The 16,223-nt window shown below is 63.5% G+C and carries 14 protein-coding genes; 8 read left to right on the forward strand and 6 right to left on the reverse strand.

Annotated features, from left to right (window positions below; translation table 11 throughout):
• Positions 1-20: 20 nt before the first annotated feature.
• The 4 genes from CG471_RS12875 to CG471_RS12890 all read right to left on the reverse strand — a co-directional run bounded on the left by CG471_RS12875 (position 21) and on the right by CG471_RS12890 (position 5,454).
• Positions 21-2,573, reverse strand: coding sequence for a TonB-dependent receptor (locus CG471_RS12875; protein WP_099232103.1), 2,553 nt, complete (start codon positions 2,571-2,573; stop codon positions 21-23).
• 59 nt (positions 2,574-2,632) lie between these two features.
• A complete protein-coding gene (locus CG471_RS12880) occupies positions 2,633-3,715 on the reverse strand; it encodes a FecR domain-containing protein (RefSeq protein ID WP_257211521.1) in 1,083 nt (360 codons plus the stop codon).
• Positions 3,712-4,308: an RNA polymerase sigma factor gene (locus tag CG471_RS12885; protein ID WP_257211522.1), complete on the reverse strand. Its 597-nt coding sequence runs from the start codon at positions 4,306-4,308 to the stop codon at positions 3,712-3,714. The genes CG471_RS12880 and CG471_RS12885 overlap by 4 nt, the downstream gene beginning before the upstream one ends.
• Positions 4,309-4,527: 219 nt before the next feature.
• Complete coding sequence (locus CG471_RS12890) at positions 4,528-5,454, reverse strand: HEPN domain-containing protein (protein ID WP_099232106.1); 927 nt, start codon at positions 5,452-5,454, stop codon at positions 4,528-4,530.
• Positions 5,455-6,157: 703 nt separating this feature from the next.
• Here CG471_RS12890 and CG471_RS12895 point away from each other — a divergent pair.
• On the forward strand, positions 6,158-6,817 hold the full coding sequence (locus CG471_RS12895) for a hypothetical protein (RefSeq protein ID WP_099232107.1): 660 nt from the start codon (positions 6,158-6,160) through the stop codon (positions 6,815-6,817).
• 180 nt (positions 6,818-6,997) lie between these two features.
• On the opposite strand, the gene CG471_RS12900 is transcribed toward CG471_RS12895, so the two are convergent.
• Together CG471_RS12900 and CG471_RS30190 are read right to left on the reverse strand one after the other, a co-directional pair.
• Positions 6,998-8,194 (reverse strand): HEPN domain-containing protein, encoded by a 1,197-nt coding sequence (locus CG471_RS12900; protein ID WP_099232108.1) that lies wholly within the window; start codon positions 8,192-8,194, stop codon positions 6,998-7,000.
• Positions 8,195-8,558: 364 nt separating this feature from the next.
• A complete protein-coding gene (locus tag CG471_RS30190; RefSeq protein WP_143560203.1) occupies positions 8,559-8,687 on the reverse strand; it encodes a helix-turn-helix domain-containing protein in 129 nt (42 codons plus the stop codon).
• 187 nt (positions 8,688-8,874) lie between these two features.
• Here CG471_RS30190 and CG471_RS12905 point away from each other — a divergent pair, with 187 nt between their 5' ends.
• The 7 genes from CG471_RS12905 to trbJ are packed head-to-tail and all read left to right on the forward strand — an operon-like array spanning position 8,875 to position 16,203.
• Positions 8,875-10,917, forward strand: a complete 2,043-nt coding sequence (locus CG471_RS12905; protein ID WP_099232109.1) for a conjugal transfer protein TraG — start codon at positions 8,875-8,877, stop codon at positions 10,915-10,917.
• A 2-nt stretch (positions 10,918-10,919) separates the two neighbouring features.
• Complete coding sequence (locus CG471_RS12910) at positions 10,920-11,321, forward strand: CopG family transcriptional regulator (protein WP_170828658.1); 402 nt, start codon at positions 10,920-10,922, stop codon at positions 11,319-11,321.
• Positions 11,318-12,352: a P-type conjugative transfer ATPase TrbB gene (gene trbB, locus CG471_RS12915; RefSeq protein WP_218964252.1), complete on the forward strand. Its 1,035-nt coding sequence runs from the start codon at positions 11,318-11,320 to the stop codon at positions 12,350-12,352. The genes CG471_RS12910 and trbB overlap by 4 nt, the downstream gene beginning before the upstream one ends.
• Positions 12,353-12,355: 3 nt before the next feature.
• Positions 12,356-12,697 carry a TrbC/VirB2 family protein gene (locus tag CG471_RS12920; RefSeq protein ID WP_099232111.1) on the forward strand — a complete coding sequence of 114 codons (342 nt, stop codon included), beginning with the start codon at positions 12,356-12,358 and terminating at the stop codon, positions 12,695-12,697.
• 8 nt (positions 12,698-12,705) lie between these two features.
• A complete protein-coding gene (locus tag CG471_RS12925) occupies positions 12,706-12,978 on the forward strand; it encodes a VirB3 family type IV secretion system protein (protein ID WP_026109541.1) in 273 nt (90 codons plus the stop codon).
• A gap of 10 nt (positions 12,979-12,988) precedes the next feature.
• Positions 12,989-15,448, forward strand: coding sequence for a conjugal transfer protein TrbE (trbE, locus tag CG471_RS12930; protein ID WP_099232112.1), 2,460 nt, complete (start codon positions 12,989-12,991; stop codon positions 15,446-15,448).
• Positions 15,448-16,203, forward strand: coding sequence for a P-type conjugative transfer protein TrbJ (gene trbJ, locus CG471_RS12935; protein WP_099232113.1), 756 nt, complete (start codon positions 15,448-15,450; stop codon positions 16,201-16,203). Before trbE ends, trbJ begins: the two co-directional genes overlap by 1 nt.
• Positions 16,204-16,223 lie beyond the last annotated feature (20 nt).

Consider the following 16,223-nt stretch of genomic DNA (forward strand, 5'->3'; position numbering starts at 1 on the left):
AGATCAGGACCGGTCATCGCTCACCACTCCTTGGTCAGCGAGACGCTGATGAAGCGGCCGATCGCGGACTGGTTGGTGGAATCGTAGCTGACATAATAGTTCGCCACCGCGCGCGCATAGGCAGGCTTGTCATTGAGAAGGTTGCGGACGGCCAGTGCGAAGCCGACGCCCGGGACCAGTCCTTCCTGCGATGGGCGGTAGACAAGCGCGAGATCGAAGGTCGTCTGCGATCCCACTCGCACAGCGGGGCTATTGCGGGTGTCGTCCACTCCGCCGCTATAGTTGGCAAAGGCGGATGCGCTCAGGGGGCCGCGCGTCCATGTCGCTCCGCCCCGGCCCCGCCAGTGCGGCGGGTTGAAGATCGTCCCGGCAAGGTCGGTAAAAGGCAGCGACGAGTCGAGCCTTTGGCGTGACTGCAGCCAGGACGCCGAGCCTGTCAGAGACAGTTTGTCGCCACTATCGAGCTCAGCATCATAACGGGCCATGAGGTCGACGCCGCGGATCTTCTGCCGCGCGACATTGAAAAATGTATTATAGACGGCGGCGACGACTGCATCCGGGTCGTAGGCCTGCCCCGAATAGTTGAAGAGCGGGACGGGCGATGCGGCGATCAGCGCCGCTTGCTGCTCGGCATCAGGATAGGGATCGACAAAATCGTCGAGGGGCAGCCGGCCGAGCGCGTTGTAGAAGTCGGTGCCCTGGAACGGCTGCGCCACCCGGTCGCGATAGGCGATCTCGAAATAGCTGGCCTCCAGCCGGAGCCCGGAAACAGCGCGGGGATGGGCGGCGAGGGTCGCCGACCAGGAGGTCGCGCGTTCGGGCTTGAGCGCCCGGTTGCCGCCATTGGTGAACAGCGCGGTCGCGCCCGCCGGGTAGCCCGAACCACCCAGGGTCGTCGCGTCATATAGAAAGGCATATTGGGGCTGGTATTGCTGGTACAGCGTTGCCGCCTTGAAGGATTTGCCCCAGGATGCCTTGAGATCCAAGTCCGGGCTCGGCGCATAGATCACCCCCAGCTTGGGCGTCAGCACGTCGTCGATACCGGGATATTTCTCGTAGCGCAGCGCGCCGGTGAGCGACAGGCGATGGATGGCGGCGACCGCCTGTGCTGGCGAGACCAGCGGGACGTAGATTTCGCCGAAGCCATAATAGCTGTCCTGGTGGACGTCGATCGGCTCGGGCAGGCTGGTGGAGCGGTTGAGATAGCCATTGTCGCGATAGCCGGCGCCGCCGGCGAATCTGACCGTGCCGGCAGGCAGGTCGAAGAGGTCACCCTGCGATGTCGCTTCGAGGGATCTGACCATATTGCAGTAGCAATAGGGATAGGCGCTGACCGCGCCGGCCGCAGTGGTGGTGAACTGCCTGGTGTCGGTCCGGTCCTCGCCATAGACGCCACTGATGGCAAAGGTGAGCGAGGGCGTTGCCTGGAACGACAGCGACGGCGCGATCGCGAAGGACTGGTTGGTCGGCTCGGTCGTGTAGCGCGACCCGCCAGGCACCTGCAGGACAGTGGGAGCACGCCGCCAATTATAGAGGCCATCGATGCTGAAGGTCAGGTCGGGAGAGAGCGCATGGTGCAGGCCCAGCACCGCGCTGTGCCGCTTCACCGCAGGCAGCAAGGTCGTATTGCCCGGCATATATTGGGTATAGCTGCGCTGCCGGGCGGTGATCGCGGTGTCGCGCTCGAAATCATAGGTCGCCATGAGGCCGCCGCCGTTCCAGGTCGTTCCCGCCACAAGGCTGTATTGCTGCTGCGTATTGCCGCCGTCAGTCGCGGAACCAAGCCGCGCGGTAGCGGAGGCGCCTTCATAGTCCTTGCGCAGGATGATATTGGCGACGCCGCCAACCGCATCCGAGCCATAGAGCGCCGAGGCACCGTCAGCGACGATCTCGATGCGCTCGACCGCGGCAAGCGGGATGGCATTGACGTCGATGGCCTGGGTGAAGGAGCCATAGGCGAGGCGATGGCCGTTGAGCAGCGTCAATGTCGCATCTGGCCCGAGGCCGCGCAGATTGATGCTCGAGCCCGAATTCTGGTTGTTGTTACTGCCCGGCGCACCGGGCGCAACGCCCGGGTTCTGGCCGCCACCGAAGCTCTGCGGCAGCGTGCGCACTGCCTCGCCAAGGTCGGTCTGCCCGGCCTGGGCGATCTCGCGACTGCTCAGGACGGTGACCGGTGAGGCCGGCGGTGCCCCGCGAATGCGCGACCCTGTCACCAGGATCGCGGCATCCTCGCTATGGGCTGCCGCCGGGGCTAGCGGCGCCTGCGATCGCCCCACGATAAGCACCGTCCCGTCGCGCTCGACCGTAGACAGGCCGCTGCCAGCCAGCAGCGTGTCGAGTGCCTCCTTGAACGTATAGGCGCCGTCGAGCGCAGCGGCGGACTTGCCGGCGACGGCCTCGGGGGTGAAGATGATCTCGCGCCGGGCGGCGCTGCCGAGCGCTCGCAGCGCATCGCCGAGCCCCTGGGCAGGCAGGTGCAACTCCTGGCGTGGTTCCTGCGCCCCGGCCGGAACGGCCAGCGCCCACAGGCTCGCCGCCAGGAAAAATGCACTCGTTCTCTTGTTGCTCATGGTTACCCCCTTGTCCCGTTGCAGGCTGTTCAGGGGCATCCATGTCGGTCAGGCGAAATTTATGAGGGCGAACACAAATTTTTTTCGTGCGCAGCGCAGCGTCGGCCAAGCGCGATGCCTGACGGGCTCTGGACGAGGGAGAGATCGAGCAGTTCTGCAAGGTTTGCGGCAAGGCGCGCGGGTTCGCGGACGCGGAAGATGCCCGAGACGCGCAGGTCGCCGAGCCCGGGCTCGGCCAGGAGCAAGGGCCTGTCGGCATAGCGGTTCGCCTCCGCCAGCAGATCGCGCAGCGGCACGTTCCTGAAATCGCGCAGGTCACTCGGCCAGTCGGCCTGGACCACCGGGATTGCCTGAAGCGCCACCCCCTTCCCCCCACCGATCGCGATGCCATGGCCGGCGGTGAGGCGCGTCACCTCGCCGCTTTCCCGGGACGATGCTGCGACAGTGCCCAAGCCAGGCTGGCGGACATCAACGAGGCCTTCGATGAGCGCGACGGTGGCACCATGGCCACGAAGCGTCACATCGAAGATTGTGCCGCGCGCGAGGACGGAGCCTCCGCCAGCAGCGACGACGAAGGGCCGCGGCTCATGTGCGACGACAAAACGCGCCCGACCACGCATCAGCGCCAGGTCGCGCCGCTCGGCCGAGAGCATGACGCGCACGCGGCTGTCGGCATCGAGGATCAGGCGGGAACCATCAGCGAGTCGGAATGCCCGCACTTCCCCGGGCGACGTGGTTAGGCTCGCCTCGGCAACCTGTGCCCTGCCCACTTCGGCCGCCTGGATGAGCGGATGCCCGGGGCCAATCGCGCGCATCGCGAGCACGGTCAGGCCGAGCAGCATGGGAATGGACACAAGAAGGAGCAGCAGCATGAGGAGCGGGCTGCCCATCGTCCAGGCGAGCAACATGGGCTGTCCCACAAGACAACGTGTATCCGGGACCTCGACGGCGGGCTTGAGCCCTTTCCCGAGACTGAACACCTCGCTGATATGGCTATAGGCTTGGCGATGCGCCGGATCGGCGGCAAGCCAGGTCTCGAACTCGACGCGCTGCGTCTCGGCTTCGGGACCGCGCATGAGGGCGAACCACAAGGCAGCGTCCTCGCGCAGTTCGGGCGTTCGCGATCCATCCATCTGTGTCATTCGGTTTCAAGAGCCGTGGAGATTTGTGCCAGTGCCCGCCCGACATGATATTGGACGGTGGGAATGGAGATGCCGAGCCGCTCGGCGATCTCGCGATAGGTCAGTTCGTCGAGGCGGTGAAGCAGGAATGCCTCGCGGGTCCGGTCGGGAAGGCCCTGCACGGCATCTTCGTAGCGCGCCATGAGGTCGGCATGCGCGAGGGCTTCCTCCTGGGCAGGCGGCACTGCAACGTCGACTTCCTCGCCGATGGCGACATGGACCGCGGCCATGCGGCGCGCGCGGCGGCGGCTCCGTTCGAACAGGAGATTGCGTGCGATCCGCTGGAGATAGGGCGCCGGGTTGGCCAGGCCCTCGCGCGCCATGAAGGCGGCGAGCCGCGCGAAGGCTTCCTGCACGAGATCGGGCGCTTCGTCCGCCTCGCCGATGCGACGACGAAAGTAGCGGGTGAGGCGCGGGGCCTCTGCCCGGTAAAGCCCCTCGATCCTGCAGGCCTTGCCGCCAATTTCGTGCGCGTCCTCACCGGAGTCCGGGTCGGCGGATTGCGCAGCGATGCGGCGTTCGCCGGCAAGCGCCCGGGCATGTCGCATTGGCATGGAAACGCACGACCTCGTCGGGCCAGCAGTCGTCGCGCCCCGGGACGGTCCGGGGTTGGCGAGAGCTAGCGACGCGCGAGGTCTTTAGAAAAACCCCTGCCACCCGACCGCAGGGACGGATGTAGTGATGCCTGGCAGAACAGGAGGGAGGCGGGTGCCGGCGATCAACGCCTCCGCCGCCCATGATAGCCAAAGGTGCGAAGGGCGCAAGACGCCGGCTCAAGCCTGGCCGGTAACAGCCCTGCGCAATTCGGCGATGCGCGACTGGCACAAGGCATGGACGCGCTGCCCAAGAACCTCGGCATGGCCGGCGAGCCATTCCAGGTCCTCGCGGCTGATCCTGTAATGGCGCGAATAACGGCCCTTGCGATAGGCATCCTTCAGCTTCTGGTAGAGCGCTCGCTCCCGCCGCGTACCGCGCGGCCAGACGTCGAAGAGGCTGCGGTCGATATCCTCGGCAAGGTCCCGCAGGAACAAAATGTTGTGATCATAGGGGGTGTAGAAGGTGAAAGTCAGCAATAGGCCCTGGTAGAGATTCTCAACCATCTGATGGAGAAGGAATGCAGCCAAATTGAAATGCTCACGGCGCATGGCATCTTGGTAGCCGCCAAAAAATTCGGCTGCGTCAGCCATGTACTCGGCGAAATAATCCTCTGCGGCCACCAGGGCCATGTCCGGCGTCTTGGGAACCGGCGTCTTCAGCGGTCGATCGTCAGATTCGTAGAGAAGGATGCCGTCGTTGAGGATATTCATGAAAAACAGTCGGCCATGCGCCAGCCCGTCGTTCACCTCCTGCAGCGAGTGGACGATGAAATTGGCGGGCGTGCCAAGCGTCTTCTCGAAATTATAGGCAGTGACGATCCGCTGGTCGGTCTCGTCCCAATAGGCTGCACGATCCGTCAGGTCCTTCTGGTTGACGATCACCAGCAGGTCATAGTCGGACTTGTACCGGTTGGCATCGAGCGGGGCATCCACCCAGTCGCCGCGGGCATAGGATCCGAACAATATGATCTTGAGGATCCGCCCGGACTTGCGCCGCCCGGTCGCCGTGCCGGTGGCGTCGCGAAGCCCCTGGAACAGCATTTCCACGACAAGGTCCAACTCGCGCTGCTTGTGTAGCGGCAGATGATCGAGATCGCTCCGCATGGCTCAGACTTGGCGCGCTCTGCCAAGGAAGGGGACGGCGATGCGCAAGCTGTGCGAACTCCAAATACGTGGGCGGGACCGGTTGCTATGCAGGTCGGCATAGTGGCACAAATATAGAACAGAAAAGCGTTGAAGCACAAGGTTGGAGGCGACCGTTACAAAAGCGGATCAAGAACCCTCACTGATCGACAGCGACCAGCCAATTAGAGTTCAGGGCACCGCGACGAGGCCGTCCTAGAGGCTTCACATAAAACGAGCAAAGATACACGCTAAAGGTCGCGGGTGAGCGAGAACGCCTGTTTGCCGCACATTGCTGCAAAGGACGCGGTTTGGGACTCTCCCGAATTTCGTCTTCGGAGAAACCGACCCAACAAAGCCGCCATTCACTGACCTGTAGAAGCCTCATGCTGGAGGGCAGCAACGCGCCCATCCCGGTCACATAGAAGCCAATGCGTCTTCCCTAAAACTTGCCATTCCCGCAAGGATGCTCTCTGCCGGACCGGCGCGTCGAGTTTAGGCCAAAGCTACCGTTCCCTCGCGACTTGTCGAACGTCAGATCTGGCCAGAACCAAATTCTCAGGCCCGACTGACCCCGCTTGGCACCGGACAATCGCTGTTGGGTGACGGCAGAAGTTTGCGCAGCGTTGCGCCTGACACGGCTTTCATTCTAGGTTGAATGACTTGTCGAAGGAGATGGGCGCTGATGGCCTTCAATGCGGACGTGAAGCAGGCAGTGGATGAATATACTCGATCCCACTTGCCGCCGGAAGATTGGCATCTATCGTACTTCAGTTTTATTGATGATCCTCATCTAGCACTTCGCTTGGGTGAGGAGTTCATGTCGGCACGGATTATCTACAAGCTTCTTGAGGGAATTGGTGCCGACGAGTGGTTACAGAGGGCCCAAATTCGCTCTCAGATTCTCTCATATGCATCAATGTATGAGGCAGCTATTCACCATATTCTTTTTGTTAATTTGGCGAACCACCCACAAGTTTTTGCTCTTACCGAATTTCCAATGAAGAAGCAGATATCCATACCTTCGCAGGCATTAGAAGCCTTGGAAAAGCATCTTGAGCACGACGGGAAGAGGATCATCCCGACCTACGAGGGTGTGGGAAGAACAGACGAGAGCAAAGTAAGATTCGACCGCAAGGCTGAATGCGCCTGTCTCTTGGGTATACTCGAGCCTTGGTTAAGAGACGAGCTTATTGAGTTCTACGAGGCTAGAAACTCGATCCACATCCATGCGGAAATAAAGAAAAGTTTGAGCTATGAACTCGATCTATCAAAGCGTGCCTATATGCGTTTACAGCCATTCAAGGACCAGATTGTTGGGTGGCAATTAATGCGAGCAGACTGACGAGCATCGAGCGCGATCAAAGTCCGTCGAATTTCCTGCAAAAGCCTGCTTTTCAATCACGCCATGGTAGCCGTTCCCGACGCTTTAATAATCATCATTTGCGGCGCGATCGCCAGTGCTCCATGTGCGACGGGCGATTCGCGATCCGCAGGCTCGAATACAGGATGTCGTAAAACGAGATCACGTCACGCCATCGGCATCTAGGACTAAGCGAGTCCAATCGGGCCATGATTTGCGTTTCGCGATAGCGAAAATCACATCCGCTACAAGCTTGTCATATTTGGCATAAGCGGAATCGTCACCCGGGAATGCCGGCGCCTTGGTGGTCTTTAGCTTGCCCGTGTGCACAGCCTTCGAACGCTCGGAATACAGATCACGCGCCGTCTTGAAAGTGGCCAAGCGATCCTCGCCGGATTCGCCTATCAGCCAAGCAGCCCGGGTTGCCACCTTATTTATGATCTCGCCGGAACCCTCTGCGCCATGCATCAACACGATCTCTAATGCTGTCCCGAGGTCGACCATACGCTCATCGAGGCGAAGGCGCCGCCGCGAAGATTCGAGCTTTCCAATAGCAAGGTCCAATTCGTTCCCGAACTTTCGAAGTGCTTTAAACGCGGCAATCAGGCGCTGAGGATCGACAGCGGCCAAATATGGGACCAGAACTGGAAAAGGTTCGCTGCCACCAAAGCCTGGCGCAGCCATCCACGGCCAGCCAGGACTATCAACGATGGTAAAGCTTTGGCGAAAATGGGGGGCGCCCGTCGACGCAAGAACAATGGCAGACATTGCCGCTGCAAATAGGCTCTCGTGATTGCGCAAGGTGGTCATGGGCGGCATCGCATCCGTTGGAGGAGCCATGATTTCTACAGTGAAGGTTTCGGAGCGGACGATAGCTGCATGAGGCGGCGCCCCGTAGCCATGGGACGGCACGTTCCCGTTCGAAAATATCAGGGCGCCTGGACCAGCGGTTACAAGTTGTTCTCCGGGAACGATCGACAGCCCCTCGTCTAGTTCGATGGCATGTTGAACCTTCAGCCCTTCGACAGCACGAATTTCGCGAGTGACAACTGTGTGTTCGACGGCAAATCTCAGCAAATCTGAAACAATCTCGGCCGGAGCCACATCGATGGATCGGTCGATCAGATAGATAGCGCAACTGGCGAGAGAAATTCGGGCGCCTCCGCCTCCGGGCGTGTGCATCCATTTATCGTTTATGGCCTCTAGGACGGGTTCTAACATTAGAGCAGCGGCGAAAGGATCGACGGTAGTAGCCCTAAAGTTCGCCCATCGTGCAAGATTGGGATCAAACTTCGAGACCAGGTCACGTAAGGCGGCGCGCTTTGCCAATTCGAGTGCGGCGATAAGCTGTGAGGACATGCTGCCTCTTAAAGCGAATAGTCGTTCTCTACCAGATCATGTCTGCAATGCATTGCGAAAGGGACCCCTTTTGCAACACCGGCAAGGGCGGCTTTCGTAATCGATGGAACCGCACCCAACGCCAAGGTCTGGGACGCATGCTGTCCGGCAGCGTCTCTCCGATCCGGACGTTCGCACCACGCCTTTTGAGCGGCAATATCTAGTCGCTAGCTGCCTGCGCGTGAGCGTCGGCTATCCCCGCCACCCAGCTCCGATTCAGACATTCCGCTACCGGCCAGACTTGGGCATCCAGAATGGGAAAGCAGATGGGCCGCACTGGTGCGCTTATCGACGCCACTGCGGACCTTTCGGACATGACAGCTGATCAGCCAATTCCGTCCATATCGCGCAAAGTCTGCGTCAGCATCTTCTTCGCGATACCCGGAAGGCTTCGCTGCAAGACACCAGTGCGGCAAACGCCACCATGGCGGGCAGCGGGTTGAGATGACGCCATCGATCTTCATGAGCCAGCGAATTGCGTGTGCGATTCGCCACCCCGACACGGCGCCGGTCCGGAACCGGTCGCTGGGGACCGCAAGGAGATGCCTCGCGATACCAGCGACGCCGTGACGCCTCGGCCGTTCTTCTGGGACCATATGCCCTAGCCCGCGGTCAGTTCCCAGACCGGGGCGGAGGCCCGCATGACCCCGACAAAACTACTCATTGGACAACTCATCATAGTGCTGGCGATCATCCTCGCGGGCATTTGGGCAGCGACGCAATGGGCCGCGGCGCAGCTCGCTTATCAGCCGGAGCTTGGCGCCCCCTGGTTCGTCTTGCTGGGCCAGCCGGTCTACCGTCCCTGGTCGATCTTTCCCTGGTGGTTTTCGTTCGACGCCTATGCTCCTGTCGTCTTCGACAAGGCCGGTGCCATCGCAGCTGCTGGCGGCTTCGTCGGCTGCGGCGCGGCGATCTTCGGTTCGGTATGGCGCGCGCGCCAATCCAAAAACCTGACCACCTATGGCTCGGCCCGCTGGGCGACGCGCCGGGACATCAAAGGTACCGGTCTCCTCGACCAGCGCGGCGTCGTGCTGGGGCGGATCGACCGCGATGACTTGCGCCACGACGGCCCCGAACATGTCATGGCGTTTGCGCCCACGCGGTCGGGCAAGGGCGTGGGGCTGGTCATTCCAACCCTGCTTTCCTGGACCGGCTCGACTGTTGTCCACGACATCAAGGGCGAGAACTGGCAGCTGACCGCCGGCTGGCGCGCGCGCTTTTCGCACTGCCTGCTGTTCAACCCGACCGACGCTCGCTCGGCGCGCTACAACCCGCTGCTCGAGGTCCGGCGCGGGGTGAACGAGGTCCGCGACGTCCAGAATATCGCCGACATCCTGGTCGATCCCGAGGGCGCGCTCGAACGTCGCAACCATTGGGAGAAGACCAGCCACTCGCTCCTGGTCGGCGCTATCCTCCATGTGCTCTATGCCGAGGAAGAGAAGACGCTTGCCAACGTCGCTTGCCTTCTGTCGGACCCGCAACGCAGCTTCGCTGCGACCCTGCGAAGGATGATGGCCACCAACCATCTCGGTACGCCGGATGCGCCGCTCGTCCACCCCGTGGTCGCCTCTGCCGCCCGTGAACTACTTAACAAGAGTGAGAACGAACGCTCTGGCGTGCTGTCGACCGCCATGTCGTTTCTTGGCCTTTATCGGGACCCGACCGTCGCGGCCGTGACCGCCGCCTCCGACTGGCGCATCGCCGATCTCGTCGAAGCAGCGCATCCGATCTCGCTCTACCTTGTCGTGCCGCCGTCCGACATCAGCCGCACCAAGCCGCTCGTTCGCCTCATCCTCAACCAGATCGGCCGCAGGCTGACCGAGGAATTGCACGGCGTCGGCAAGGACGGTGAGGCCGCACAGGGCCGACATCGGTTGCTGATGATGCTCGACGAGTTCCCGGCGCTGGGAAGGCTCGACTTCTTCGAGACGAGCCTCGCCTTCCTGGCGGGCTACGGGGTTCGCGCCTTCCTGATCGCGCAGAGCCTGAACCAGATCGAGAAGGCCTATGGCGAGCACAACGCCATTCTCGACAATTGCCATGTGCGCATCGCGTTCGCCACCAACGATGAGCGCACCGCCAAGCGGATCTCGGACGCCCTTGGTACGGCGACCGAACAGCGCGCGATGCGCAACTATGCGGGGCACCGGCTCGCGCCCTGGCTCGCGCACGTCATGGTCAGCCGCCAGGAGACTGCGCGAGCTCTGCTGACGCCCGGCGAGGTGATGCAGCTTGCGTCCACCGATGGGTTGGTCCTGATCTCTGGACACCCCCCGATACGCGTGAAGAAGCTGCGCTATTACGATGATCGCCGATTCACAGAGCGGCTCTCGCCCGCACCGATACTGGATGGCGCCGGCTATCGTGACCTTCCTGCAGCTCGCCCGGATGACTGGGCTGGACAGGTTCGCGGCGCCGACATTCGCCTCTCCGCTCAAGATGATGCCGATGAAGGAGCCGACGCCGGCGGCCTCGAGCAGGCGCGTCACCCCGCGCACGACATCGAACCGGCAGTCGTCATCGAGCCAGAGGTCGCAGACCCCCTGGGCCTTGGCGAAGACGATGGCGATCAGGCTGCCGAACGCCGCGCGATGGACCGGGTCCAGCAGCTCGGCACCGTGCGCACGGTCTACGGCCTCGATGCCGCCTCGGATCGCCCCGACGACCTCCAATTGGGATTTTGATCATGGAGAAGATCCGCCATCAGCTGTTCCTGCCCAAGCCCGTGTCCGATCGGCTGGAAGCGCTCGCCGCCAGGCCCGGCGCCAGCAAGTCGGCCATCCTCGTCGATGCGGTTACTGCCTGGCTCAATCGCCGGGGCGCATCGGAGCTGGAGGATCGGTTCGCGATCCGCCTCGACCGGCTCACGCAGGCGATCGGCCGGGTCGATCGCGACACCTATGTGATCCTCGAGACGCTCGCCCTCTTCATCCGGTTCGAACTCGCGATCCAGACGCCGCTCGCCGAAAACGACCAAGCGGGCCGCGCGCTCGGAGCCAAGAGGTTCGAAGCCTTCGTGACCCAGGTCGGACGGCAAGTCTCGACCGGGCGGCGCACCCTGGCTGGTTCTTCGGAGAATGGCGAATGAGCGGCCGCCCAGACACCGCAGGGCCGGCAACCTCGGCTGAGCGCCGTCGCCGGATGCTGATCACGGCGCTAGGCCGCGACATTGCCGCCGCGATGCGCGACAGCCAAGTCACCGAGATCATGGTGAATCCGGACGGCGCGCTACGGCTTGACCGTCTTGGCGAAGGCCGTACCGATACCGGGGCCCGCATCGAACCGGACCAGGTCGAGCGGATCATCCGGCTGGTGGCGAGCCATGTCCGGGCCGAGGTCCATGCCGAGCACCCGATCCTATCGGCCGAGCTGCCGCCGCATATCGAGGGCTGCGCCGGCGAGCGCTTCGAAGGCGTGCTGCCTCCGGTGTCGTCCGCACCCTGTTTCTCCATCCGCAAGCCTGCCACGAGGCTGCACACGCTCGACGACTATATCGCCGATGGGCTGATGTCGGAGGTCCAGGCAGACGCCCTGCGCGCCGCTGTCACCCAGCGCTGCAACATCCTCGTCGCCGGAGGCACCAGCTCGGGCAAGACGACCCTCGCCAATGCGCTGCTCGCCGAGATGGCCCCAGAACATTCGAGGCTCGATAGCCGCGTCATCCTCATCGAGGACACGCGCGAACTGCAATGCCCGCTGCCCGACACGGTGGCGCTCCGCACCCGTCCGCCGCATGTGTCGATGACCGAGCTGGTGCGCTCGACCATGCGCCTGCGCCCCGATCGCATCGTGGTCGGCGAGGTCCGCGGCCCCGAAGCGCTCGACATGCTCAAGGCCTGGAATACCGGTCACCCCGGCGGGATCGCGACGGTCCACGCCAACAGCGCCCAGGCCGCACTCTACCGCATCGAACAGTTGGTACAGGAGGCGGTCGTCACCGTGCCGCGCCAACTGGTCGCCGAGGCGATCGACATCATCGTCTTCATCGCCGGGCGCGGCGTTGACCGCCGCGTCGCCACGATCGCGCGTGTCGCCGGGCTTGATCCCGACACCGGCGCCTACGCGCTCGCCGATCTTCCCAAGCTCAATTCCCCCAAACCCAGCCCGAAGGAGACCTGACCCATGACCTTTGCCCACAATCCCCGCCGCATCGCCAACCGCTCGTCGCTTGTCGGCGCCGCGATCGGCCTCGCGTTGGCGCTCGCCGCCCAAGTCCAGGCGGCCGGCTCCGGCATGCCGTGGGAAGAACCACTGCAGCAGGTGCTGGAATCCGTGCAGGGCCCGGTAGCCAAGATCGTCGCCGTGATCATCATTATCGTGACCGGCCTGACGCTCGCTTTCGGCGAGAGCGCGGGCGGGTTCCGGCGACTCATACAGATCGTCTTTGGTCTCTCCATTGCCTTTGCCGCCTCGAGCTTCTTCCTGTCCTTCTTCAGCTTCGGCGGCGGAGCATTGATCTCGTGACCGGCGCCATGTCCTCCGGATCAGAGCATATCGATGGCTACGAGGTGCCGATCCACAGCGCGCTGGGTTCGCCGCTTCTGCTCGGCGGCGCACCGCGGGGCCTAGCGATCGTCAACGGCACGCTGGCGGCAGCGGTCGGCCTCGGCCTCCAGCAGTGGCTGGCCGGGGTGCTGCTCTGGGCCGTCGGCCATAGCATCGCCGTGATGGCCGCCCGCCGTGATCCCGATTTCGCGCCGGTCCTCCTGCGCCACATCCGCCAGAAGGGATATTTCGCATGCTGAGGCACCTGAAATGATGTTCCTGGGCGAATATCGCGCGTCCGCCGAGCGCCTTACCGATCACCTGCCTTGGGCGGCGCTGGTGGCGCCCGGCGTGGTGCTCAACAAGGACGGCAGCTTTCTGCGGGTGCTTGCCTTCCGTGGTCCAGACCTCGAGTCCGCGACCGAGGCCGAGTTGGTCGCCGCCTGCGCGCGGGCGAACAATGTGCTTAAGCGACTCGGCAGCGGCTGGGCGCTATTCTTCGACGCGGAGCGGCGCGAGGCGCAGGCCTATCCCGACAGTAGCTTTGCCGATGCGGCGAGCTGGCTCGTCGATGGCGAGCGCCGAGCGGCCTTCGAGGCGGCGGGGACGCATTTCGAAAGTCACTATCACCTGACCGTGACCTGGCTGCCACCGGCAGATGCGGCCGACCGTGCGGGACGGAGCCTTGTGGAGCGGCCCGATGGCGAAAATACACGCGACTGGCGCGGCGCACTGGAAAGCTTCGTTGCCGAGACCGTCCGCGTGCTCGACCTGCTCTGCGGCTTCATGCCGCAGGTGCGCCCGCTCGACGATAGCGAGACGCTGACATTCCTGCATGGCGCGATCTCCGACCGTCATCATAGGATCGCCGCGCCAGAAACGCCGATGTATCTCGATGGGCTGCTTTCAGATACGCCGCTGGTCGGCGGGCTTGAACCGCGCCTTGGCGACCTGCATGTCCGTACGCTGACCATCCTCGGCTTCCCGAGCTTCAGCCGTCCCGGCATCCTCGATGCGCTCAACCACCAGGACTTTGGCTATCGGTGGGTCACGCGCTTCATTGCGCTCGACAAAAGCCAAGCGACCAAGACGCTTACCTCGCTCCGGCGCCAATGGTTCAACAAGCGCAAGTCCATCACCGCAATTCTCCGCGAGGTGCTCTATAATTCACCCGCGCAATTGCTCGACAGCGATGCCGACAACAAGGTGGCCGATGCCGACCAGGCGCTCCAGGTGCTTGGCGGCGACCATGTCGCATTCGGCTACCTGACCACGACGATCACGGTCAGGGACCGGAGCCGGACGGCGGTGGAGGACAAGGTCCGCGCCGTCGAGAGGATCGTCAACGGGCTTGGCTTCACCTGCGTCCGCGAGACCGTCAACGCGGTCGAGGCCTGGCTCTCCTCGTTGCCGGGCCAGACTTACGCCAATGTCCGGCAACCGCTGGTGCATACGCTCAATCTCGCGCACCTGATGCCGCTTTCGTCGGTGTGGGCCGGGCCGGTGCGCAATGGGCACCTCGACGGACCGCCATTGCTGGTTGCGAAGACCGCCGGCTCGACGCCGTTCCGGCTTTCCACCCATGTCGGTGATGTGGGGCACATGATGGTCGTCGGGCCGACGGGCGCCGGCAAGTCGGTGCTGCTGAGCCTCATCGCGCTGCAATTCCGCAGATACCCGCGCGCGCAGGTCTATATTTTCGACAAGGGCAACAGCGCGCGGGCGGCCGTACTGGCGATGGGCGGCGCCCATCACGCGCTCGGCTCGGCCGAGGCCGACGGCGAGACGCTGGCATTCCAGCCGCTTGCGAACATCGAGGATGCGGGCGAACGAGGCTGGGCAGCAGATTGGATCGCGGCGCTGCTCGCGCACGAGGGCTTGGTCGTAACGCCGGAAGTGAAAGACGCGATCTGGACCGCTCTCGGCAGCCTTGCTTCCGCGCCGCGCGAGGAGCGAACCCTGACCGGACTCGCGCTGCTGCTGCAGTCGAACCCGCTGCGCCTTGCGCTCCAGCCCTATACGCTCGAAGGCCCGCATGGCCGGCTGCTCGATGCCGCCGAACAGCATCTTAGCTTGGCCGACGTCCAGTGCTTCGAGACCGAGGCGCTGATGGGCCAGGCAGGCGCGGTCGCGCCCGTGCTGACCTATCTGTTTCACAGGCTGGAAGAGCGATTCGACGGCCGCCCGACCTTGCTGATCCTCGATGAGGCCTGGATCTTCCTAGACCATCCGCTTTTCTCCGCCCGCATCCGGGAATGGCTGAAGGTGCTGCGCAAGAAGAATGTAGCTGTGCTGTTCGCGACGCAAAGCCTTGCAGACATTGCGGGCTCCGCGATCGCGCCGGCCATCATCGAAAGCTGCCCGCAGCGGATCCTGCTGCCCAACGATCGGGCGATCGAGCCGCAGGGTCATGACATCTACGCGCGCTTCGGCCTCAATGACCGGCAGGTCGAGCTGATCGCGCGGGCCACCCCCAAGCGCCACTATTACCTCCAGTCCGCACGCGGCAACCGGCTGTTCGAACTGGGGCTGGGCCCGATCGCGCTGGCCTTGTGCGGCTCGTCTGATCCCGCAGCGCAAGCCCGGATCGATGCAGTCCTTGCCAAGCATGGGCATGACCGCTTCGCCGAAGCCTTCCTGCGCGATGTCGGCCTCGACTGGGCGGCCGACCTCGCCGCCGACTTCCCCGGTCCTCCCGCTTCCCAAGCCCCCCAAGAAGGAGACAAGTAATGCGTGTCCTCACTCGAAAGCATGTGATCGCGACCGTCCTCGGCCTCGGCGCGTGCGGCGCGCTTGGCATGGGCGCGATGACGATAACGGCGAGCCCGGCACACGCCCAGTTCGGCGGCGTCGTGTTCGATCCGAGAAACTACGCGCAGAACATCCTGACCGCTGCACGCACGCTGCAGACCGTCAACCAGCAGATCCAGCAACTCCAGAACGAAGCGCAGATGCTGGTCAACATGGGCAAGAACCTGACGCGCATCGACTTCCCGCAGCTCGACGCCCTCAAGCGCAAGCTCACCGAAATCGACCGGCTGATGGGCCGCGCGCAGGCCATCGACTTTCGGGTCGACCAGCTCGACGACAAGTTCCAGTCGCTGTTTCCCCAGGACTTTAGCTCGGTACTGCGCACCGATACCCGCGTACGCGACGCGCGGGGGCGCCTCGACGCCAGCATGGGCGCGTTCCGCCAGACGATGACCGTGCAGGCCCAGGTGGTCGAGAACATCCAGTCGGACACCGAGGCGCTGGCCGACATCGTCGCACGCAGCCAGGGCGCGGATGGTTCGCTTGCAGCGCAGCAGGCGACGAACCAGCTTCTCGCGCTCACGGCAAAGCAGCAGTTCCAGCTCCAGCACATGATGGCCGCGCAGTTTCGCAGCGAGGCCGTCGAACAAGCGCGCCGGGCAACGCAGGCGGCGGAAGCCCGCGCGGCGACGAAGAAGTTCCTCGGTTCCGGATCGGCCTACACACCTGAATAGCCCCCTCGGGCTCCATGCCT

This window comes from Sphingobium sp. IP1 (assembly GCF_002708645.1).
GTDB lineage: Bacteria > Pseudomonadota > Alphaproteobacteria > Sphingomonadales > Sphingomonadaceae > Sphingobium > Sphingobium yanoikuyae.

Bases quoted from the DNA above. Each gene is read 5' to 3' on its own strand.
- CG471_RS12875 (WP_099232103.1), bottom strand. From the start codon at position 2,573: ATGAGCAACAAGAGAACGAGTGCATTTTTCCTGGCGGCGAGCCTGTGG.
- CG471_RS12880 (WP_257211521.1), bottom strand. From the start codon at position 3,715: ATGACACAGATGGATGGATCGCGAACGCCCGAACTGCGCGAGGACGCT.
- CG471_RS12885 (WP_257211522.1), bottom strand. From the start codon at position 4,308: ATGCCAATGCGACATGCCCGGGCGCTTGCCGGCGAACGCCGCATCGCT.
- CG471_RS12890 (WP_099232106.1), bottom strand. From the start codon at position 5,454: ATGCGGAGCGATCTCGATCATCTGCCGCTACACAAGCAGCGCGAGTTG.
- CG471_RS12895 (WP_099232107.1), top strand. From the start codon at position 6,158: ATGGCCTTCAATGCGGACGTGAAGCAGGCAGTGGATGAATATACTCGA.
- CG471_RS12900 (WP_099232108.1), bottom strand. From the start codon at position 8,194: ATGTCCTCACAGCTTATCGCCGCACTCGAATTGGCAAAGCGCGCCGCC.
- CG471_RS30190 (WP_143560203.1), bottom strand. From the start codon at position 8,687: ATGGCGTCATCTCAACCCGCTGCCCGCCATGGTGGCGTTTGCCGCACT.
- CG471_RS12905 (WP_099232109.1), top strand. From the start codon at position 8,875: ATGACCCCGACAAAACTACTCATTGGACAACTCATCATAGTGCTGGCG.
- CG471_RS12910 (WP_170828658.1), top strand. From the start codon at position 10,920: ATGGAGAAGATCCGCCATCAGCTGTTCCTGCCCAAGCCCGTGTCCGAT.
- trbB (WP_218964252.1), top strand. From the start codon at position 11,318: ATGAGCGGCCGCCCAGACACCGCAGGGCCGGCAACCTCGGCTGAGCGC.
- CG471_RS12920 (WP_099232111.1), top strand. From the start codon at position 12,356: ATGACCTTTGCCCACAATCCCCGCCGCATCGCCAACCGCTCGTCGCTT.
- CG471_RS12925 (WP_026109541.1), top strand. From the start codon at position 12,706: ATGTCCTCCGGATCAGAGCATATCGATGGCTACGAGGTGCCGATCCAC.
- trbE (WP_099232112.1), top strand. From the start codon at position 12,989: ATGATGTTCCTGGGCGAATATCGCGCGTCCGCCGAGCGCCTTACCGAT.
- trbJ (WP_099232113.1), top strand. From the start codon at position 15,448: ATGCGTGTCCTCACTCGAAAGCATGTGATCGCGACCGTCCTCGGCCTC.